This window comes from Embleya scabrispora (assembly GCF_002024165.1).
Classification (GTDB): domain Bacteria; phylum Actinomycetota; class Actinomycetes; order Streptomycetales; family Streptomycetaceae; genus Embleya; species Embleya scabrispora_A.
Window position 1 is genome coordinate 4,368,126 of the sequence record NZ_MWQN01000001.1, and the last position, 18,996, is coordinate 4,387,121.

The 18,996-nt window shown below is 71.3% G+C and carries 18 protein-coding genes, 1 tRNA gene and 1 pseudogene; 9 read left to right on the top strand and 11 right to left on the bottom strand.

Going from position 1 to position 18,996, the window contains the following annotated elements:
* Window positions 1–61: 61 nt before the first annotated feature.
* On the bottom strand, window positions 62–823 hold the full coding sequence (cbiQ, locus tag B4N89_RS19275) for a cobalt ECF transporter T component CbiQ (RefSeq protein WP_078977078.1): 762 nt from the start codon (window positions 821–823) through the stop codon (window positions 62–64).
* A gap of 1 nt (window position 824) precedes the next feature.
* Window positions 825–1,864: pseudogene (locus B4N89_RS19280) on the bottom strand (energy-coupling factor ABC transporter permease).
* 251 nt (window positions 1,865–2,115) lie between these two features.
* Here B4N89_RS19280 and bcp point away from each other — a divergent pair.
* Window positions 2,116–2,592 carry a thioredoxin-dependent thiol peroxidase gene (gene bcp / locus B4N89_RS19285; RefSeq protein WP_078977079.1) on the top strand — a complete coding sequence of 159 codons (477 nt, stop codon included), beginning with the start codon at window positions 2,116–2,118 and terminating at the stop codon, window positions 2,590–2,592.
* Between the two features lie 580 nt (window positions 2,593–3,172).
* On the opposite strand, the gene B4N89_RS19290 is transcribed toward bcp, so the two are convergent.
* Both B4N89_RS19290 and B4N89_RS19295 read right to left on the bottom strand, forming a co-directional pair.
* Window positions 3,173–4,816, bottom strand: coding sequence for an amidohydrolase (locus B4N89_RS19290; RefSeq protein WP_078977080.1), 1,644 nt, complete (start codon window positions 4,814–4,816; stop codon window positions 3,173–3,175).
* 47 nt (window positions 4,817–4,863) lie between these two features.
* Window positions 4,864–6,300 carry a purine-cytosine permease family protein gene (locus B4N89_RS19295; protein ID WP_101897121.1) on the bottom strand — a complete coding sequence of 479 codons (1,437 nt, stop codon included), beginning with the start codon at window positions 6,298–6,300 and terminating at the stop codon, window positions 4,864–4,866.
* 224 nt (window positions 6,301–6,524) lie between these two features.
* Here B4N89_RS19295 and B4N89_RS19300 point away from each other — a divergent pair, with 224 nt between their 5' ends.
* The 3 genes from B4N89_RS19300 to B4N89_RS19310 all read left to right on the top strand — a co-directional run bounded on the left by B4N89_RS19300 (window position 6,525) and on the right by B4N89_RS19310 (window position 8,089).
* The gene (locus tag B4N89_RS19300; protein WP_414646381.1) at window positions 6,525–7,118 is read left to right on the top strand and encodes a TetR/AcrR family transcriptional regulator; all 594 of its coding nucleotides are present in this window, start codon (window positions 6,525–6,527) and stop codon (window positions 7,116–7,118) included.
* A 158-nt stretch (window positions 7,119–7,276) separates the two neighbouring features.
* A tRNA-Leu gene (locus B4N89_RS19305) sits at window positions 7,277–7,360 on the top strand.
* Window positions 7,361–7,531: 171 nt separating this feature from the next.
* Window positions 7,532–8,089 (top strand): hypothetical protein, encoded by a 558-nt coding sequence (locus B4N89_RS19310; protein WP_143658024.1) that lies wholly within the window; start codon window positions 7,532–7,534, stop codon window positions 8,087–8,089.
* A gap of 52 nt (window positions 8,090–8,141) precedes the next feature.
* Here the strand turns inward: B4N89_RS19310 and gndA are convergent, their stop codons facing one another.
* Window positions 8,142–9,578: an NADP-dependent phosphogluconate dehydrogenase gene (gndA, locus tag B4N89_RS19315; RefSeq protein ID WP_078977082.1), complete on the bottom strand. Its 1,437-nt coding sequence runs from the start codon at window positions 9,576–9,578 to the stop codon at window positions 8,142–8,144.
* 156 nt (window positions 9,579–9,734) lie between these two features.
* On the opposite strand from gndA, the gene B4N89_RS19320 reads away from it, so the two are divergent.
* Together B4N89_RS19320 and B4N89_RS19325 are read left to right on the top strand one after the other, a co-directional pair.
* Entirely contained in the window at window positions 9,735–10,934 is a 1,200-nt protein-coding gene (locus tag B4N89_RS19320) for an MFS transporter (protein ID WP_161500753.1), read from the top strand.
* 55 nt (window positions 10,935–10,989) lie between these two features.
* Window positions 10,990–11,643 carry a hypothetical protein gene (locus B4N89_RS19325; protein WP_078977084.1) on the top strand — a complete coding sequence of 218 codons (654 nt, stop codon included), beginning with the start codon at window positions 10,990–10,992 and terminating at the stop codon, window positions 11,641–11,643.
* 18 nt (window positions 11,644–11,661) lie between these two features.
* Here B4N89_RS19325 and B4N89_RS19330 read toward each other — a convergent pair whose 3' ends face one another.
* Complete coding sequence (locus tag B4N89_RS19330) at window positions 11,662–12,402, bottom strand: GntR family transcriptional regulator (RefSeq protein WP_078977085.1); 741 nt, start codon at window positions 12,400–12,402, stop codon at window positions 11,662–11,664.
* Between the two features lie 247 nt (window positions 12,403–12,649).
* Here B4N89_RS19330 and B4N89_RS19335 point away from each other — a divergent pair, with 247 nt between their 5' ends.
* Together B4N89_RS19335 and B4N89_RS19340 are read left to right on the top strand one after the other, a co-directional pair.
* Window positions 12,650–12,886: a hypothetical protein gene (locus tag B4N89_RS19335; RefSeq protein WP_078977086.1), complete on the top strand. Its 237-nt coding sequence runs from the start codon at window positions 12,650–12,652 to the stop codon at window positions 12,884–12,886.
* Complete coding sequence (locus tag B4N89_RS19340; RefSeq protein WP_078977087.1) at window positions 12,883–13,494, top strand: hypothetical protein; 612 nt, start codon at window positions 12,883–12,885, stop codon at window positions 13,492–13,494. The genes B4N89_RS19335 and B4N89_RS19340 overlap by 4 nt, the downstream gene beginning before the upstream one ends.
* A 23-nt stretch (window positions 13,495–13,517) precedes the next feature.
* On the opposite strand, the gene B4N89_RS19345 is transcribed toward B4N89_RS19340, so the two are convergent.
* Together B4N89_RS19345 and B4N89_RS19350 are read right to left on the bottom strand one after the other, a co-directional pair.
* Window positions 13,518–13,961, bottom strand: coding sequence for a PPOX class F420-dependent oxidoreductase (locus tag B4N89_RS19345; protein WP_078977088.1), 444 nt, complete (start codon window positions 13,959–13,961; stop codon window positions 13,518–13,520).
* Between the two features lie 36 nt (window positions 13,962–13,997).
* Entirely contained in the window at window positions 13,998–14,636 is a 639-nt protein-coding gene (locus tag B4N89_RS19350; protein WP_201260863.1) for a TetR/AcrR family transcriptional regulator, read from the bottom strand.
* Between the two features lie 44 nt (window positions 14,637–14,680).
* On the opposite strand from B4N89_RS19350, the gene B4N89_RS19355 reads away from it, so the two are divergent.
* Entirely contained in the window at window positions 14,681–15,007 is a 327-nt protein-coding gene (locus B4N89_RS19355) for a rhodanese-like domain-containing protein (protein WP_078977089.1), read from the top strand.
* A gap of 65 nt (window positions 15,008–15,072) precedes the next feature.
* Here the strand turns inward: B4N89_RS19355 and B4N89_RS19360 are convergent, their stop codons facing one another.
* The 3 genes from B4N89_RS19360 to B4N89_RS19370 all read right to left on the bottom strand — a co-directional run bounded on the left by B4N89_RS19360 (window position 15,073) and on the right by B4N89_RS19370 (window position 18,979).
* Window positions 15,073–15,540 carry a hypothetical protein gene (locus tag B4N89_RS19360; RefSeq protein ID WP_143658025.1) on the bottom strand — a complete coding sequence of 156 codons (468 nt, stop codon included), beginning with the start codon at window positions 15,538–15,540 and terminating at the stop codon, window positions 15,073–15,075.
* Window positions 15,541–15,667: 127 nt separating this feature from the next.
* Window positions 15,668–16,108, bottom strand: a complete 441-nt coding sequence (locus B4N89_RS19365; protein WP_078977091.1) for a DUF6325 family protein — start codon at window positions 16,106–16,108, stop codon at window positions 15,668–15,670.
* A 309-nt stretch (window positions 16,109–16,417) separates the two neighbouring features.
* Entirely contained in the window at window positions 16,418–18,979 is a 2,562-nt protein-coding gene (locus B4N89_RS19370) for a serine/threonine-protein kinase (RefSeq protein ID WP_143658026.1), read from the bottom strand.
* Window positions 18,980–18,996 lie beyond the last annotated feature (17 nt).

The following is an 18,996-nucleotide window of genomic DNA, read 5'->3' on the forward strand; positions in this document are numbered from 1 at the left end:
GCGGGCGTCTTTCGTCTCGCGCGGTGTCGCGGATCCCGCGATTGTCCGGTCACGCGCGAGGTCACCGGAGCAGCGCCCCCGCCCACACCGCGAGCGCCGCCGCGGGCAGCGTCGCGGCGGCGGCCCACTGGGCGGCGCCCGCCCGGGTGTCCACGAGGATCGGCATGGTCCCGGTGTACCCGCGGCTGAGCATCGCCAGGTGCACCCGCTCGCCGCGCTCGTAGGAGCGGATGAACAGCGCGCCGGCCGACTTGGCCACCGCCGGGGTCTGGCGCAGGTCGCGCGCGACGAAGCCGCGTGATTCGCGGGCGATCCGCATCCGGCCCATCTCGGCGGTGATCACCGCGCCGTAGCGCAGCATGAACGACATGATCTGCACCAGCAGCGGCGGCATGCGCAGCTTCCGCAGGCCGAGCAGCAGTGCGCGCAGTTCGGTGGTGGCCGCGAGGAGGACGCCGGCGACCACCCCGAGGGTGCCCTTCGCGAGTACGTTCCAGGCGCCGAGCAGGCCGTCGTGACTGACCGTCAGGCCCAGCACTTCGACGGTCGGCCCGCCGGCCACGAAGGGCAGGAGCAGCGCGAAGAGCACGAACGGGGTCTCCACCAGCATCCGGCGCAGTACGAAGCCGGCCGGGACGCGGGCGATGGCGGCGACGACCGCGAGCAGCGCCGCGTACGCGCCGAAGGCCCAGTAGGCCTCGCGCGGGGTGGACACCGTGGCCAGGACGAAGCCGATCAGCGCGAGCAGCTTGCAGTGCGGCGGCAGCCGGTGCACCGGCGAGTCGCCCGGGCGGAAGAGCCGGTGTTCGGGTCCGCCGGTCATGTCAGCCGCCGCTGCCCGAGTCGACGGTGTCGCGGGCGGGCTTCGCCGGGGCGGCGTCGATCGGGCGGCGCCGGACCAGCCAGAACACGCCGGTACCGACCGCGAGGGTGGCCGCGACGCCGATCACCCCGGCCAGGCCGCCGGACACGCGCTCGTTGTGCACACCCTTGACGTTGTAGTCGGCCAGCGGCCCGTCCTTGAGCTGGTGGTCCTGCTCCTTGGCGTCGATGCCCTTGTCGGCGGACACCTTCTCCAGGCCGTCGGGGCTCTGGCTGGCGTAGTAGCTGACGAATCCGGCCAGGATCAGGGCGAGCACGGCCCCGGCGATCAGCAGGGTGCGGGTACGGACGCGGGTCATCGGGTCTCCCCAGCCGAGCGCAGTTCGAGGGGACGCGCCAGGCCGCGCGCGCCGTGGACGAGGTCGGGCCGTACCGCCAGCACGCTGGAGACGGTGGCGGCGGTGATGATCGCCTCGCCGATGCCGATCAGCACGTGTACGCCGATCATCGCGCCGGCGACCTTGCCGATCGATACGTCGGTGGTGCCGCCGATGGCGTAGAAGAGGGTGAACACACAGGCGGCGGCGGGCACCGAGACCAGCGCGCCGACGAACGCGGCGATCGGCACGGACGAGTGCCGGGCGGGCAGCAGACCGAGGGTGAGCCGGTACAGGCCATAGCCGACCACGACCGTCACGACGCCCATGATGGTGATGTTCAGGCCGAGCGCGGTCAGCCCGCCGTCGGCGAAGAACAGGCCCTGCATGAGCAGTACGACCGCCACGCACAACACGCCGGTGTACGGGCCGACCAGGATCGCGGCGAGTGTGCCGCCGAGGAGATGGCCGCTGGTTCCGCCCGCGACGGGGAAGTTGAGCATCTGGACGGCGAAGACGAAGGCCGCGACCAGGCCGGCCAGCGGTGCGGTGCGCTCGTCCAGCTCGCGGCGTGCGCCGCGCAGGCCGACGGCGACGCCGGCGACCGCGATCACGCCGGCGCCCGCGGATACGGGGCCGTCGATGAAGCCGTTGGGTATATGCATGTGGCCCCTCCCGAAATGCCGGATTCGGCGGAGGGATCCTATGACCTCGGACCGCACCTGCAAAAGGCTCGCAATTGGGTGATGGTGGCAACAAGGGCACCCGGGCGTCGGTTTTTGCCCGGCTTTGGCGAAGAACGCGCCCCCAGGACGCGCGGTCGGCGCGGGGCGCGGGGCCGGGATCGGTCCGACCGCGGCGCTAGCGTTGCGGACGTACGTTGCGTTGCCGAGCGATTCGATTCGAGGAGTTCTTCGTGAGCGACCGCCTCCAGGCGGGCGACACCGCCCCCGCCTTCACCCTGTCCGACGCCGACGGCAAGTCCGTCTCGCTGTCCGACTACGCGGGCCGCAAGGTCATCGTGTACTTCTACCCGGCCGCGCTGACCCCGGGCTGCACCAAGCAGGCGTGCGACTTCACCGACAACCTCGACCTGCTGGCCGGGGCCGGCTACGACGTGCTCGGCATCTCCCCGGACAAGCCCGAGAAGCTGGGCAAGTTCCGGGAGAAGGAGAGCCTGCGGGTGACCTTGCTGGCCGACCCGGACAAGGCCACGCTGGAGGCGTACGGGGCCTTCGGCGAGAAGACCATGTACGGGAAGACGGTCAAGGGCGTGATCCGCTCCACGTTCATCGTCGACGAGACCGGCAAACTCGAACGCGCCCTGTACAACGTCCGAGCCACGGGCCACGTGGCCAAACTCCTCAAGGACCTGAAACTCGAAGCGGCCTGAGATCCGGGCTGTCGCCCGGGGTTCGGGCGGCCGGCCAGGCACGCCAGTGGCCTGGGGCCGAGCCGCCCAGAGCCCGGCCGGGCGGCCTCAAACGCCGGCCGGGCTGCGTTGGATCGGCCAGGGTCCGGGCGGGCGGCCTCAAACGCCGGCCGGGCTGAACGGGTCCCGGTCGAGCCGGGCTGGGTTGCCTGGGCCCGGTGTCCGGTCGGGCGGCCTCAAACGCCGGCCGGGCTGATGTGGGCTCGGCCCGTGTCCGAGGTGGCCGGCCTCAAGCGCCGGCCGGGCTTTGCTTGGGTCGGCCCGGAGTCCGGGCGGGCGGCCTCAAGCGCCGGCCGGGCTGATGTGGGCTCGGCCCGTGTCCGAGGTGGCCGGCCTCAAGCGCCGGCCGGGCTTTGCTTGGGTCGGCCCGGAGTCCGGGCGGGCGGCCTCAAGCGCCGGCCGGGCTGATGTGGGCTCGGCCCGTGTCCGGGGTGAGCGGAATTCAGCCCGGCCGGCGTTTGAGGCCACCTCGGCCGGAGGCCGGGTGAATCAGCCCGGCCGGCGTTTGAGGCCGCCCGCCCGAACCCCGCCGGTCCGGGCGCTAGGCCGTGTGGACGATTTCGCCGGCGACCGCGACGATCTCGCAGACCGTGCCCGGAATCTCTGCGGCGGCGACCCGCATGATGTCGCGTGAGAGCACCACGAAGTCCGCGAGTTTGCCGACCGTGAGCGATCCGCGCTCGTGCTCCAGGAAGTTCGCGTAGGCCGACCCCATCGTGTAGCCGTGGATCGTGGCCTCCACGTCGAGCGTCTCCTCCGGGATCCACGCCGCCCCGCCGGCCAGCGGTGCGCGCGTGAGCGCGGTGTACACGCCGACCATCGGGTCCATCTCGGCCACGTTCCAGTCGCTGGACAGCGCCAGGACCGCCCCGGCGGCCCGCAGGCTCCGCATCGGCCACGCCTTGTGCCAGCGCTCCTCGCCGACGTTCTCCGCCCAGTCCTGCCCCGGCCCGGCGATCTCCGGCGCGCAGTGCCTGGGCTGCATGCACGCCACCACGCCCAGCTCGGCGAAGCGGGACACGTCCGCCGGATCCAGGCACTCCACGTGCACCACCTGGTGCCGCGCGTCCCGCTCGCCGTTGACCGCCCGGGCGTGCTCGACCGCGTCCAGGACGGTGCGGATGCCCCGGTCCCCGGTCGCGTGCACGAAACACTGGAAGCCCCGACCGTCCAGCCGCGCCAGCAGATCGGCGAACTCCGACGCCGGGTAGAACGTCTCGCCCCGGTGATGGGCGCACCCGCGATACGGCTCCAGCAGCGCGGCGGTGCGCGGCTCGACCACGTCGTCGATGTACAGCTTCAGCGGCCCCACCCGCAGCCGATCGTCGGCGAACTCCCGTGCCGCCGCCGCGAATTCGTCCAGGTCGGCGTCGGTCGTGCCGCGCGGGTGGAACAGCGCCGCGACGATCCGCGAGCGCAGCCGACCCTCGTGCCGCGCCCGGGTGTACAGGGCCAGGTCGTCGAGCGAGTTCTGCGGCTCGACCACGGTGGTGATGCCGAACCGGATCGCGTCGTCCAGGCTCTTGGCCAGCCGCCCGTACTGCCGGTCGGCCGAAGCCCACGGCACGCCCGACTCGCGCAGCGCCCGATGCCCGTCCCGGGAGAGGCCGCGCACCGCGAAGTCCTTGACGAAGCCCGTCGGTTCGCCCGTCTGCGGGTCCTTGTCCACCCGGCCGAAGGGCAGCACGTCGCTGTCCCGGGTGATGCCGAGCCGCTTGATCGCGGCGCTGTTGAGCCACGCGGTGTGCACGTCGTAGCTGAGCACGAACGCCGGCACGTCGCCGGTGACCGGGTCGAGGTCGCTCGCGCGCGGCATGCGCCCGTCGGGGATCGCCGAGTAGTCGAACGCCTCGGCCTCGATCCACTCGGCGTCCGGGTTGGCCGCCAGCCAGGTGCGAATGCGTTCGTGGATGTCCGCCAGCGTGCGCGCCCCCGCGAGTTGTACGCAGGCGTCGTCCGAGCCGAGCCGGACGTGGTTGTGCGCGTCGATGAAGCCGGGCAGCACCCGCCGCCCGGCGCCGTCGAGCACGGTGGTCTCCGGACCGATCCAGGCCGCCGCGTCGGCGTCCGCGCCCACCCAGGCGATCCGCCCGTCCCGGACGGCCAGCGCCTCGGCCTCGGGCAGGTCGGGGTCGACGGTGTGGATGAGCGCGTTGCGCAGGACCAGGTCGGCGGTGCGGGACACGGTGAAACTCCAGGGTGGTGGTGCGATGGGGTCTGGTGCGGGGTCGATCAGTGTTCGGCGAACTGCGGTTCGCGGCGGGCGATGGCCCAGTAGAGGAGTCCGGAGACGACCGCGCCGAGCAGCGTGAAGTCGCCGTCGAAGGTCTCCACGAGCGCGCCGGTCCACAGCGCGGACTCGGCGGTCAGCGCGGCGAAGACGATGCCTGCGCCGAGCGCGATCATTCCGGCGGGATGGAAGCCTCGGGTGTACCAGTAGGCGCCGCCGCGCATGTCGTGCAGGCCGTCGGCGTCGTAGCGGCAACGGCGCATCAGCGTGTCGGCGATGAACACGCCGCCCCACGGCGCGAAGACCACCACGAGCACGGACAGGAAGCTGGTCAGGTTGTCGGTGAAGTTGCCGTTGAACAGCGCCCACAACGAGCCGACCAGGATGAACGCGGTGCTGACCAGAATGCCCTTGGAGCGCGACCACGGGATGCCCAGCACCTGGAGGTTCAGGCTGGAGGAGTACAGGGTCAGGATCGAGTTGGTGATCGAGCCGCCCACCACGAGCAGCAGGAACGGCGCCTCGAACCAGCCCGGCACCAGGTCGGCCACGCCCGCCACCGGGTCGCTCATGTCGGCCTGGGTGGCCGCGGCCACGCCGAGTACGCCAAGCAGCACCGAGGAGAGCATCCCGCCGGCCGCGCCCCACAGGGTGATCGAGCGCAGCGAGGTGTCCCGGGGCAGGTAGCGGGTGTAGTCCGAGGGCATCGGCAGGTAGGAGATCGGGCCGGCGACCATGACGAGCACGGCGAGCGAGATCGCGTGGAAGGTGTTCGAGGTCTCGGGCGCGTCGCCGGTTTTCAGGCCGGGGACCACGAACAGGATCAGCAGGCCGAAGCCGATGCCCAGGACGTAGGCCATCCAGCGCTCCGCGGCCTGCACGGTGGCGTGCCCCCACATCGCCACCGCAAAGGTGAGCGAGAGGGTGATCGCCAGCGCGACCACCCGGGCGAGGTCGCCGCCGGCCCAGCCGAGCTTGGCGAAGAGCCCTTCGAGGGCGAAGGTGCCGACCACGGTGTTGAGGATGGTGTAGCCGATGCCGACCACCCAGTTGAGCAGGCCGGCCGGGAAGTTGCCGTGTACGCCGAACGCGGCGCGCGAGATCACCAGCGTCGCGGTGCCGGTGCGGACGCCGGCCAGGCCCAGGGCGCCGACCGCGAAGAAGGACAGGCCGGTGATCACGACGACGGCGATGGCCGCCCAGAACGACAACCCGAACATCACCGCGAGCGTGCCGTTGATCACGAAGGTGAAGGAGAGGTTCGAGCCGAACCAGAGCCAGAAGACGTCCCTGGCGCTGCCGTGGCGCTCGTGGTCCGGGATCGGGTCGATCCCCCGGGTCTCCACCTGGAACAGCTCGTCGGAGGCGACGCCGGTGCCGAGGTCGGACGGGACGACGGTCCCGGATTCGCCGGCTGAGTCCGTGCGGGGCAGGGCCACCGGACCTCCTCTACGTGGTGTGCGGCTCGTTCGGCCGGCGGAAAGCTTGAATGGCATTCAAGGACTTTGAACGTCACTCAAGGTGTGCCGAGGTGGGGGAGAGTGTCAAGGGTTCGTGGCGAAGAGGGGAAGAATTTGACCGTCGTTCAAGGTTCGCGCCGGCGGGGGAGTAGGGTCGAGCCCTTGCGCGGGCGGGGTGGTCGCGCGGTCGAGAGGCGGTATCGGTGGTGGCCACGAGGCGGCGCGACGGTCGGATCGCGCAGGACCGGATGCTGGAGGAGGCCATCGCGGCGATCGCCGAGAACGGCCTGGCCGCGCTGACCATGTCCGGTCTGGCCGAGCGCCTGGGCACCAGCGGCGGGCACATCCTGTACTACTTCGGCAGCAAGGATCAGCTGCTCCTGGCCGCGCTGCGCTGGAGCGAGGACCGGCTGGCCGAGGAGCGCACCCGGTTGCTCGCCCGCCGGGTCGCCGCCGATCGTAAGGTGGACCTGTTCCTGGACCTGTACCTGCCGGTGGGCCCGCGCGATCCGCGCTGGATGCTCTGGGTGGAGCTGTGGGCCCGGACGGCGGGCAACGCGGAACTGCTGGCCGCGCAGGACGAGATCGACCTGGGGTGGCAGCGGGACCTGGCCGCGGTGCTGGCCCGGGGGGCGGCCAAGGGGGTGCTAGTCGTCGACGATCCGGTCGTGGCGGCGTCCGAGTTGCTGGCGCTCCTCGAGGGGCTGAGTACGCGAACGGTCCTGGGGCTCGGCGGGACCACGCGCGACGGTGCGTTGGCGTTGGCGCGGCGGGCGACGGGGCGGCTGCTCGGCTGAGCCGCGGGTGCCGGATGGTTGGTTTCGGGGTGGTGTGGTGTGTTCCGAGTGCCGGCCGGACGGTTGGTCGCGGTCGATATGTGCCGGCCGGCCGCAGCTCGGGGCACTACCATGAGCCCTGGTCGGCCTCGGGGCATCGTCGCGAAGGCCGGTCGTACGCGGCCGTGGCGCAATTGGTTGACGCAGCAGGTTTAGGTCCTGCCGTCCGAGAGGATATGAGGGTTCGAGTCCCTTCGGCCGCACAACGGTGTTTTTCCCGGGTGTTCCGTCCCCGGCGTTGCGCTCCGGCGTTCTGCTCCGGCATGTCCCCGGTGTTCGTTCCGGTAGGTTTCCGCCGGGTTTCGGCCGGTCTTGTGCTGGTGGCGTCGTCCCGCCCACGCTAGCTTTCGGCATGTCGTCTTTGGGGAGGCGCCATGCACTGCGAGTACTGTCCGAAGGTTGCCGGCGGCCGAGCGCAGATGCCGCCCGCGGACATGATCGTGCCGAAGATCGCCGGCGAGTGGGTCGGATGGGTGCGGACCGCCGCCGAGCGGGTCGAGCCGTCCGGGCGGGGGCTGCCGGCGCGGGCCGAGGCCGACTGCGTCATGAGCTTCGGCCGGCGCGTCTTCGAGGGCTCGGCCAAGCGTGGACTACACGCCGAGATGGACTGCCTGCATCAGGCCAGGACACTCGGACTGCCGCTGGAGACGGGCGAGTTCAAGGACGCCGCCGGCGCGTGTTGTCTGATCTGCGCGTCGGCGCTCGCCGCGGTGGGCATCCGGCACGTGCCGGCCGTGGACCCCGATCCGGACGCGTGCGTGAGCTGGCACGCCCCGGGGTTCCTGTTCGAGGATCCGCTGCTGTGCGTGGGGTTGATGGGCGATCGGGCGGCGCACCTGTGGCTGCGCCATCTGACACCGGCGGTGCGGCGGCAGTTGCGCGGGTCGTTGACGGGCGCGATGACGCGGTTGTTGGCGGGGCGCTGGGAGTGAGGGCTTCCGGCGGGGACGGGGTGGGCGCCCCCGCCGGGTTCGCCGACGTCGGTCAGACCGCGTGTTCCTTGCGGTCGCCGGACCATTCGGTGTGGAAGGTGCCGTCGCGGTCCACTCGGCGGTAGGTGTGCGCGCCGAAGAAGTCGCGCTGGGCCTGGATCAGCGCGGCGGGCAGGCGCGGCGAGCGCAGGCCGTCGTAGTAGGCGAGGGCGGCGGCGAACCCCGGTGCGGGGATGCCCAGTTCGGCGGACGTGGCGACGACGCGACGCCACGCGTCCTGGGCACCGGCGAGCGCGTCGCGGAAGTAGTCGGCGCTCAGCAGCGACTCGGGCCGCTGCGGGGAGTCGTACGCCTCGCGGATCCGGTTCAGGAAGCGGGCCCGGATGATGCAGCCGCCACGCCAGATCTCGGCGACCCTGCCCGCGTCGATCGCCCAGTCGTACTCGGTGCTGCCCGCCTCGATCTGGTGGATGCCCTGGGCGTACGCCACGATCTTGGACGCGTACAGCGCCTGCTCGACGTCGTCGGCGAAGCGCGCGGCGGCCTCCCCGTCGAGCGTGGTGGGCGCCGGTCCGGGCAGGCCCCGGCCCGCCGCGCGGATGTCGGTGTGGCCGGACAGCGAGCGGGCGAACACCGCCTCGGCGATGCCGCTGACCGGAACCCCCAGGTCGAGCGCGGTCTGCACGGTCCAGCGCCCGGTGCCCTTCTGCTCGGCGCGGTCCTGGACCACGTCGACGAACGGCCGGCCGGTGTCCGCGTCGGTGTGTGCCAGTACGTCGGCGGTGATCTCGATCAGGTACGACTCCAGGCGGCCGGAGTTCCAGCCCTGGAACACCTCGGCGATCTCGGCCGGCCGCAGCCCGGCGGCGCGGCCGAGCAGGTCGTACGCCTCGGCGATCAGCTGCATGTCGGCGTACTCGATGCCGTTGTGCACCATCTTGACGAAGTGACCGGCGCCGTCCGGGCCGATGTGCGCGCAACACGGGACGCCGTCGACCTTCGCGGCGATGTCCTCCAGGATCGGGCCGAGCGCCGCGTAGGACTCCGGGGAGCCGCCCGGCATGATGCTCGGGCCGAGCAGCGCGCCCTCCTCGCCGCCGGAGATGCCGGTGCCGACGAAGTGGATCCCGCGCTCGCGCAGTGCGGCCTCGCGGCGGCGGGTGTCCGCGAAGTGCGCGTTGCCGCCGTCGACGATCATGTCGCCGGGGTCGAGGAGCGCGGCGAACTCGTCGATCACCGCGTCGGTGGGGGCGCCGGCCTTGACCATGATCACCAGGCGGCGGGGTGGTTCGAGGAGGGCGACGAACTCCTCGGCGGTGTCGGCGGGTAGGAAGCTGCCTTCGTGGCCGAACTCGTCGACGAGGGCCCGGGTCTTGGCCGAGGTCCGGTTGTGCACGGCGACGGTGTGTCCGTGTCGGGCGAAGTTGCGGGCCAGGTTGCGGCCCATCACGGCCAGTCCGGTGACACCGATGTGTGCGCGCTCCGCCATGTCGTCAGCTCCTGTCGGCGATGTTGATGATCATGTGTGATCACTCGGACAACATCGTTTGCGGGAGGGGTTAATCCCTTCCGGCCGCAACACGCCGGCGTGCGGATGGGCGGTTCGGGCGGTGCGGGCGTCGGTGTCGGTGGGCAGGATCCGGGGATGAGGCGGAATCGCGAAGTCGTGCTGTCCGTGGTGGCGGCGGCCTACGGGGTGTCCGCGATGGGGGACCAGATGGCGATGGTCGTGCTGGTCCTGCGATTACACGATCAGGGGCAGTCGGGCGCGGTGATCTCGGCCCTCGTGGTGGCGAGCGTATTGCCGATCGTGGTGGTGGGGCCGTTGGCCGCGCCGCTGGTGGACCGGGTGGAGAGCGGCCGGCTGGTGGTCGTGGCGACCGGGCTTCAGGCGGTGGTGGCGCTGGGGTTGGTGGTCACGACGAATGTGGTCGGCGTGATCGTGCTGTTGGCGCTGCTCGGGGCCGGTCTGGCGGTGGTGTCGCCGACGTTGCAACTGCTCGTGCCGGAGATCGTCGGGGACGAGGGGGCGGCTCGGGGCTACGCGCGGATGGAGACGTTTCGCTCGGTCGGCAATGTGGCGGGTCCGGCGGCGGCCGGTCTCGCGGTCGCCGGGGTCGGTGATCGGGTGGTCCTGCTCGGGAACGTCGTGTCCTATGCCGTGATGTCGGTGGCGTTCGTGGCGCTGCGGATCCGGCGCGAGCCGGTGTCGGGCGGGCGGTCCCGGCCGGGGTGGCCGGCGCAGGTGCGCGAGGGGGTCGGCGTACTCGGCGGTGATCGGGTGTTGCGGGTGGCGATCCCGACGCTTGCGGTGGCGGTGGTGTTCACCGCGATCCTGCATGTGGCGCGGGTGTTTTTCGTTCGGGACGACCTGGGCGCCGACGACACGGGGTACGGCTGGTTGGTCAGCGCGCACATGGCCGGGATGCTGCTGGCGGCCGCGTTGTTGGCCGGGCGGATCCCGGTGGGGCGGCAGCCGGCGGTGCTGATCGGTGCCGGGATGTTGTCCGGCGGGTGCCTGCTGATCAGCGCCACGGTGGCGGTGTTCGCGGTCGCCGTGGTCATGTTCGTCCTGATGGGCGTGGCCAACGTGCTGGCCAACCTGGCCATTCGCAACCTGATCCACGCCCGTGTGCCACCCGAGACCCGAGGCCGTGCGTTCGCCACGTCCAGCGCCGGCCTGAACGCCGCCAACCTGACGGGCGCCGCGTTGGGCGGCCCGGCGGCAAGCGCCCTGGGCGGTACGGGAGCCCTGCAACTGGCGGGCGCCGGAACCCTGGCGGTGTCCCTGGCGGCGATTCCGCTCCTCTCCCACCACCTTGCCGCCGAGCCGGCGGCCGAGTGATCCGGCGGCGAAATCCGGTTGTCCGAGGGCCTGGGCCGACGGTACCCATGAGGCCATGAAGCCATCGATCCGACGTACCCGACATGCCCTGCCGCGCGGCGAGGCCGAGGTCTGGGCGCCGGCCTCCGCGCGTTACGGGATCTCGCCCTACGCCTGCAAGTACCTCCACACGGCGGGCGTACTGCGCGAATTCGTGTCGGCGGCGGGGTCGTTGGTGGCGCAGGCCCACCACCTCGCCGCCGCACACCTGGCCCTCAACGGCGCCGAACTCGTCGGCCGCTGCGTCTCGGAGCGCACGGAGCAGGGCGTCACCCAGCGGCTGCGCAACGGCCTGGCCTACCTGGAGGCCCTCGAACCCCCGGAGGAGGGCCGCCCCGTCCCGGAGCCCGACGCGTTGGTCAAACTCCGCAGCTTCACCGCCCACCCCACGCTCGAACCCCCGGCGGGCTCGGAACTCCAGTTCTCCCACGCAGCGTTCGAGTACGTCCTCACCCGCCTGGCCCTGGCCACCGACCACCTGTGGACCAACGCCGACGCGACGATTATCCGCAAATTCGCCGCCGCGAAGATCGCCCCCATGCGCACGGACGGCCAAAGCCACTACATCGAATCCGTCCTGACCCACCTCGAAGCCGGCCACACCCCGGGCACGGAAATCCCCCACGAGCAAGCCTGGCGCCCGGGCAGTCGGTTGACGGCAGCCCACTGACCCCGCCAGGTCACGGCCCTAATCGAGGATGTAGTCGGCCGACAGTTCACGGCCCGCGCCGAGAATGTCCATCGCGTATTCGGTCGGATTGTCGTGCTGGTCCCAGTACAGGTTCGTCATGGTCAGCGCCGGGGTCTCCGGTTCGACCCCCATGATCCGGGCCGCGTCTTCCGGTATGGGCCGCAGCGCGACCACATCGCGACGTCGGGTGGCGCGGCGTCCGGAGCGCTCCTCGACGAGACCGAACGTCATCGTCGGCAACGGCTCGGCGACCAGCAATTCCGGCGCCGCCTCGGCGAGTTGTCCCGGGAGCCAGGACGTCGAGAGGGCGATCACGCCCTCGTCGTCGCGATACAACCGCCGTCTGCGTACGACTTCGGTGCCATCCGCCAGGCCCAGCGCATCGGTTGCATGGCCGGTGCCCACGACGAGTTCCGCACTCAGGATCTCGACCCTCTCGCCGGAGCGGAACCCGGTCCCCGTCGCCCGCAGGAGCGCCAGGCGGTCCGGCCCCGTGGTCAGGCGTCGTGGCGTGACGACGATCGTCCCCACGCCAGGAATCGATTCGGCGTAGCCATCCGCACGGAGCACGGCGGCGACCCGGGTGGCGGTGGCGATCGAAACATTCTCGGCCTCGACGATCTCCCGCACGGACGGCACCCGGTCACCGGGCCGCAGTTCACCACGATCGATCCGGGCCCGAATCTCGGCCGCGATCCGCCGATACGGCGGCAATCCCTGTGCGCCGGCCACGGTCACACCCTTCTGTTCTAGTGCGCTCTAGAGCAGCTGTTGACTTGTCGCAGTGTTCTAGAACACTATAGATCGAGGCGTCTCCCAGCAATAGGGGACGGTCGCACGGCGGTCGGTCACGCCCAGTCGGCACCGACCGATCGCCGAGGCCTCGGCTGACGCACAGGCAGCGGCGGCACGTCCTGCCCGTCCACATCATTCATCGCGACGGATCCTCCGGCGGTCCGCGCACCACGCCCCAAGGAGGCGCCCCATGACGTGCGATCCCAACGCGCCCGAAGGCACGTTCACCACCGTCCAGCCCGGTGGTCGGCCGGTTCGGGACAAAAGAAGTGGCCTGATCGTGGTGCCGCTGGTGCTGCGCGAGGGGGCTCGGGGCGAGGCCGTCGGGGAGACCGCTTTGCGGCTCGACGGGGTGGGGGCGGAGCTGTTGCACGCCTATCTGACGCGGGCCCTGGACGGGGTCGACGGTTCGAGGGAGCGGCGATGAGCGAGATTGCCATCGCCAAGCCCGTACCCGTGGCGCCGGAATCGGCCCGGGATGTGCGGGAGACCGTCAGGCGGGTGAGCGACGGGCTTCGGCTGCTCGACGAAGCGCGGGCGAGCCTGGTGCTGATGGCCTCCGAACTGGTCGCGGACGCGGCGCTGCGCTCGGAGGCGGAGTGGCTGATCGTCGGCATCAAGGCTCAGTTGGTGCAAATCGACAGCGGTGAAAGGGAGTTCGCCCCCGTCGTGTACATCGGCATCCGCGAGGTGGTGCCGCGTCCGACCTGGACCCCCTACGGCTACGGGCCCCAACTCGCCCCGCCCCGCCGCTTCGACCACGGCCGGGGCCTCGGCCTGGTCGCCGAACTGGTTCACCACGACTGGGTGTCCGGCTGCTGCGGCTGGTCCCCGGGTACCGCCGGCCCCACCTCGTGGTTCCTGGCCACCGACCTGGACCCCCAATACGTCACCGGCTCGATCGGCAGCACGCTGGTGGTGGCCAGAGGCTTCCGCGACGAATGTGTCCTGACCCCGGAAATGCTGCTCCCGCATCCGGACGAGCCGAACTCCACCCCCGCGCCACCCTTGACCCTCGCCGCCGAGTCCCCATGACCGGAGCTTCCCGGACGCCCGACCTATGGGGTCGTTGAGCCCGGAGTTCCTTTGGGGAAGGGTTCGACTCCGACTATGCGGCGGACTTTGGTGGGCTCGATCAGGATGATGACGCGTTGTTCGCCGGGGACTCGCCATTCGTAGTGGTCGGTGCCCAGGTAGGTGTGGGCCAGCTTGTCCATGTTTCGGTCTGCCTCTGGGCCCTGGATGAAGTGTGCGGCGTGGCCGCGGATTTGTACTCGGTCGTAGGGGTTCGCCGGGTCCGCCAGGGACAGGCAGATGCGGGGGTCGCGGCGTAGGTTTTGTTCCTTGATGCGGCCGATTGCGGTGTTGATCAGGGGCAGGTCGCCGTCGAGGCCCAGCCACATCGGGCTGACGTGGGGGGATCCGTCCTTGTTGATCGTTGCCACGTACCAGATGTGTGGCGTTTCGATCATCCGGCGGGTCTCCGGGGGTAGTTCCACCATGAGGCGATTCCTGCCCGGGGGTGGGTCTTCGGACACTCAGCGGGGCCGGGTTCCGGTTGTAGTTCGGGCCAGGTGGAGGATGCCCTCTCGGATGCGGGCCGGGCCCAGTTCCGGGAGTAGGGCCGTTGCGTGTTCGGCGGCCAGTGGGGCCAGTAGGGCGTGGGCCGTGTAGTCGGGGTCCGGGGTTTCCCGGGGGAGCAGGATCGCCACGTGGCGGTGCCAGAACCTGTAGGCGCCGATTCGGTAGCGGGCGCCCGGGGTCGAGGTTTCCGACATGCGGATCAGGTCGAGGTGTTCCAGGAGGTAGTCGACGTAGGCGTCGAGGAATGCCGTGAGGCGTTGCTCTGCCGGGGCGCCCGGGCCCAGTGGGGGCGGGCCGCCGAGGATGGCTTCCTGGAGCTTGCGTTCCCTTGCGTCCAGCAGGGCCGTGGCCAGCCCCGACTTGTCGCCGAAGCGGCGGAACAACGTGCCCTTGCCGACGCCGGCCGCCGTGGCGATCTGGTCCATCGAGACGGCTGCGACGCCGTGTTCGGCGAAGAGCCGCGCGGCGGCGTCCAGGATGGCGGCGCGGTTGCGGGCCGCGTCGGCGCGTTCCTTGGGGGGCGGGGTGCGGAGCAGGTCCAGGTCCACCGGGATTGCGGAAGCGGACTGTGGTCCGTTAATGTCCTCGGGCATAAGCGGACTCTAGTCCGATTCTCTGTGAGGTGGGAGGCATCGCCATGACCGCGCTCATCAGCCGGGACGAGCTGCGCGCCGAGATCGCCGGCGGCACCGTGATTCTTGTGGACGCGCTCGGTGGGGAGTACTGGGCCAAGCAGCATCTGCCGGGGGCCGTTGCCCTGGTTCGGGACGACGTGGACACCCTGGCGCCGACGTTGCTGCCCGATCGTGACGCCGCGATCGTCACCTACTGCTCGAACCCGGGCTGCCCGAACAGCGGCCAGGTGGCCGATCGGCTGACGCGCCTCGGGTACACGAACGTGCGCAAGTACGCCGAGGGCATCGAGGATTGGGTCGGCGCCGGGCTGCCCACCGAGTCCGCCTGAGTGTGCGAAGGGGGAGGGGTGAGGCCGAACGTGGCCTCGGCCCTCCCCCTTCGGGGCCAACCGGCCTACTGCGGTGCATCCTTCAGGTCCGAGATTCGGCCGCCGTCGAGCGGGACCCGATACCAGACGTCGATGGTCGAGCCGTCGCCGAAGTGCTCGGTGACGATGACCGTCGCGTGGCCGGCGCCGCTGCCCTCGTAGCGGACGTCGCGACTCTCGGGGGTGTTCTGGGCGCGGAAGACCGGGTCGGCCATGTTCTCCTCGGCCCAGTCGTCCAGGCGGGCGTTGAGTTCGGGGGTGAGGAATTCGTTGCGGACCTCGGTCGGGTCCATGTTCGGGTTGGTGCCGTTGATCGCGTCCAGGTACTGGTCGTAGAAGGCGGTCACCTTCTCCACGACGCCGATCTGCCGGGCCGCCTGATGGCTGCCCGGTGGCGAGGCCTCCGCGGCGAGTGCCGGGGCGGCGAGGCCGCCGGCGAGCAGGAGTCCCGCGGTCACCGCGACGACGGCGGTACGGCGAATGCCGGTGGTCATGTCGACCTCCACGTGCTTGGGGATGTGCCCTTGCACCGGTTGAGACGTCCAACCGGTGGGGCGGGTTGCAGGATTTTGCCCTGCTTTACCCTCCGGAGATCGATTCGTTTCCCTCGGCCCGCCGGGCTCAGCCGCCGTCGGGACTGCCCGCCAAGGCCTCTTCCGCCTCGTCCAGGACGGACTGCGGCAGGCGGGTGTACGAGAGCAACCGGCCGCCCGAGTCGCGGATCCGGGTCGCCACCTCGCGGGCCCAGATGTTCTCCACGAACAGCACCACGACCAGCGAATCCGGCGGCATCACCTGCCCGATCTGCTCGGCGTCCTCGGCGCCGGCCAGGCCCAGCAACTCGCGCGCGGCCAACTCGGCCGCCATGTCCCGCAGGCCCTCGAACTCGCTGACCTCGTGGCTGCTCACCACTCCCGCGATGTCCTTGACCACGATCAGCGCGTCGATCAGCCGGACATCGCCGCGCTCCTCGACCGACTCGAACGCGTCGAGTACGGCGGAGGTCAGCCGCTGACCCGGAAAGCCCAACACGATCGCGTCGACGGGTCCCAACTCGGCCATGCTTCCTCGTCTCGGGCAGTAGGGGTGTGCGTCGCGGAACGCGGGGCACCCGATACGGAGCAGCCGACGCGCACCACCTGCGGCCACCGGAAGCCGGGGACGGGAGGCGCGAGTCGGCGGCGGAACGGGCAAACCGGATACCGCAACCGGATTTCCCGTTCCCGCTGCGCGCCCATTCATGTGTCCGCGCGGATGCGCACGCGCGAGGGGATCCGCGCGAGGCGCATGGGGCGGGCGGGTGGCGCGTTCGTCCGCGCGAGTGCGCCGGCGGGCCATGTGCCGTCCCGACCCGCCCGTGTCCGGAAGGTGCTACTGCTCGTATGCGATTACCGAGGCGTTCGGGTTGCCCTCGTTCGGGCGGAGCCACTGGGCGATGTACACGTTGCCCCGTGCGGTCACCGGGCGGGACGAGACCGGGGACGGGAGGGAGGCCTTCCAGGCGACCCTGCCCGTCTTCGTGTGCAGGGCCAGCAGTTGGGCCGCGTCGTCGGTCGAGGCGTCCGGCTTGGCGGCGTCCATCGCGATGTAGACCTTGTCGCCCGCGACGACGGGGGCCTCCAGTGCGCCGTACGAGGGCATCTCGGCCGACCACCGCACCACGCCCGTAGCCGCCTCCAACGCGTAGACCTCGCCCTTGGACACCGACGTGGCCGGGGGGTTGGTGGGCGCCGGGCCGGCGGTCGTGGTCGCGCTCGGTGTCACGCCCGCCTGCGGCTTGGAGGGGTGACACGCGACGTAGACCACGTCGTCCACCCGGGTGATCTCGCTCGCGTTCCGGGCCTCCATCTCGAACTTCCACACCTGCGAGCCCGTGAGCGGGTCCACCGCCACCACTCCCGACTTGGCCTCGTCGGTGGCCCCGTCGTAGACCTGGAAGACGTGGTCGCCGGCCACGGTGAGCGAACGGGCTTGGCCGCCGTTGACCGAGATGGGCCCCCACAACACCGCCCCGGTGGCCGCGTCGAGCGCGTATCGCTGCCAGGTGAAGACGCCCCCGCTGGAACTGTCGGTCACCACCGTGATCACCCGGTCGCCGAGGATCACCGGATCGCGGCCCCACGGCCGGCTCTTGAACGGGACCTGCCACTTCGGCTTGCCGGACCGATCGAACGCGTGGACCGCCGACGGGTTGTAGGACGCCTTGGGCTGAGCGACCACGACCACCATGCCGTTCGCGAACGTCGGCGTCCCCGGCATGCCCGTGTCCGCCGTCAGCCCCGCCCTCCACACCTCACGGTGCGTGGCCGCGTCGATCGCGACGATCGCCCCGGGCGCGCTGCTGTAGGAGTTCTCCTCGGCGACGCCCAGGTACAGCAGGCCCTGGTCCAGGGCGGCCGGCAGGTTCACCCAGCGGGCCTTGTACTCCAGGCTCCACCGCAGTTCGCCCTTGACCGGGTCGAAGGCCTGCACCGTGCACAGGGCCGGCTGGGATTGCTCCGCGACCGAGGTCGAGGGGTCCACCGTCCAGGAGACGACGAACAGGTGGTCCTTGGTCGCCAGCGGCGCGGACACCGAGTTGCCCGCGGTGGCCTTGCGCCAGACCTTCTGGCCGGATTCCGCGTCGATCGCGGTGACCTGACCCTTGCCGCCGCCCGCGCCGTCGGCGACGTGGAACACCAGATCGCCCTGCACACTCAGCGACGAACCGCCGCCGGTGCCCGCCGGATACGACCACACCCGCCTGCCCGGATCCGCGTCGTCGCCCATCAACAACCAGCCCGCACCGCCACCCACCGCGGCCACGGCCACCGCGCCGCCGCCGATCAGGAACGCCCGACGGGCCAACCCCCGCTTGTCGGGCGGAGGTTCCGGCACGCCGACGGTCGGCGGCAGGGCCGGTGGCGGCGGCGCGGCGGCCCGTTCGCCCGGCGCGTCGGACACCGCCACGGCGACCGTCGTCGGCGCCGCCGCGTCCGCGCCCGCCCCCAACGCGCGGGTGGGGGGTTCACCCGTCGAAGCGGTCACCGGATCCGGCAGCGCCGGATCGCCCAGGTGCCGCCGCTCCAACTCGGCCGCGAGCGCTGCCGGCAGCCACGAAGTGCCCAGCGACGGTTCGGAGTCGCCCATGCAGCGGGCCAGGATCTCGGCCGGCGCCGGTCGCGCCTCGGGTTCCTTGTCCAGGCAGTGCCGAATCAAGTCCCGCAGCCCGTCCGGTACTTCCGCCAACGCGGGTGCGTCGCGCAGCACCCGCATCATCATCTGCAGTTGCGCCACCGGCGGTTCCGCGTGGAACGGACCCCGCCCGGTGGCCGCGAAGACCAGCACCGAACCCAGCGAGAACACGTCGCTCTCCGGACCGAGGCGCCGCCCGCCCGCCTGTTCCGGCGACATGAACGACGGCGACCCGACCACCCGTCCGGTCCCGGTCAGCCCCTGGCCGCCCTCGTCCGCCGCCCGGGATATGCCGAAGTCGATCACCCGCAGCCGATCCCGGCCCAGGATCACGTTGGACGGCTTGAGGTCGCGATGGATCAGGCCCGCGCGGTGGATCGCCATCAGCGCCTCGGCCAACTGCGCGCCCAGGATGCGCAACGCGCCCTCGGGCAGCGGGCCGTACGCCTTGATCGCCTCGGACAACGAGAGGCCGGTCAGGTATTCGGTGGCCAACCACGGCGGTTGCGCGTCCGGATCGGCCTCGGCGATCGGCGCGGTCCAGGCGCTGTCCACCCGCCGCGCCAGGTCTATCTCGCGCCGGAACCGGTCCCGGAAACCGTGGTCCATCGCGAACTCCGGACGCACGGTCTTGACCGCCACCCGGACGCCGCTCGGGGACGTGCCGAGGAAGACCTCGCCCATCCCGCCCTCACCCAGCCGGCCGCGCAGCCGATACGGCCCCAGCCGCGTCGGATCCCCGTCGCGCAGTGCTTCCATGACCACCGTGTCCCCGT

Excerpts from the sequence above, each read along its gene's own strand:
- B4N89_RS19370 (WP_143658026.1), bottom strand. The coding sequence starts at position 18,979 with ATGGAAGCACTGCGCGACGGGGATCCGACGCGGCTGGGGCCGTATCGG.
- B4N89_RS19360 (WP_143658025.1), bottom strand. The coding sequence starts at position 15,540 with ATGACCACCGGCATTCGCCGTACCGCCGTCGTCGCGGTGACCGCGGGA.
- B4N89_RS19310 (WP_143658024.1), top strand. The coding sequence starts at position 7,532 with ATGCACTGCGAGTACTGTCCGAAGGTTGCCGGCGGCCGAGCGCAGATG.
- B4N89_RS19340 (WP_078977087.1), top strand. The coding sequence starts at position 12,883 with ATGAGCGAGATTGCCATCGCCAAGCCCGTACCCGTGGCGCCGGAATCG.
- B4N89_RS19320 (WP_161500753.1), top strand. The coding sequence starts at position 9,735 with ATGAGGCGGAATCGCGAAGTCGTGCTGTCCGTGGTGGCGGCGGCCTAC.
- B4N89_RS19350 (WP_201260863.1), bottom strand. The coding sequence starts at position 14,636 with ATGCCCGAGGACATTAACGGACCACAGTCCGCTTCCGCAATCCCGGTG.
- cbiQ (WP_078977078.1), bottom strand. The coding sequence starts at position 823 with ATGACCGGCGGACCCGAACACCGGCTCTTCCGCCCGGGCGACTCGCCG.
- gndA (WP_078977082.1), bottom strand. The coding sequence starts at position 9,578 with ATGGCGGAGCGCGCACACATCGGTGTCACCGGACTGGCCGTGATGGGC.
- B4N89_RS19345 (WP_078977088.1), bottom strand. The coding sequence starts at position 13,961 with ATGGTGGAACTACCCCCGGAGACCCGCCGGATGATCGAAACGCCACAC.
- B4N89_RS19325 (WP_078977084.1), top strand. The coding sequence starts at position 10,990 with ATGAAGCCATCGATCCGACGTACCCGACATGCCCTGCCGCGCGGCGAG.
- B4N89_RS19335 (WP_078977086.1), top strand. The coding sequence starts at position 12,650 with ATGACGTGCGATCCCAACGCGCCCGAAGGCACGTTCACCACCGTCCAG.
- B4N89_RS19355 (WP_078977089.1), top strand. The coding sequence starts at position 14,681 with ATGACCGCGCTCATCAGCCGGGACGAGCTGCGCGCCGAGATCGCCGGC.
- B4N89_RS19365 (WP_078977091.1), bottom strand. The coding sequence starts at position 16,108 with ATGGCCGAGTTGGGACCCGTCGACGCGATCGTGTTGGGCTTTCCGGGT.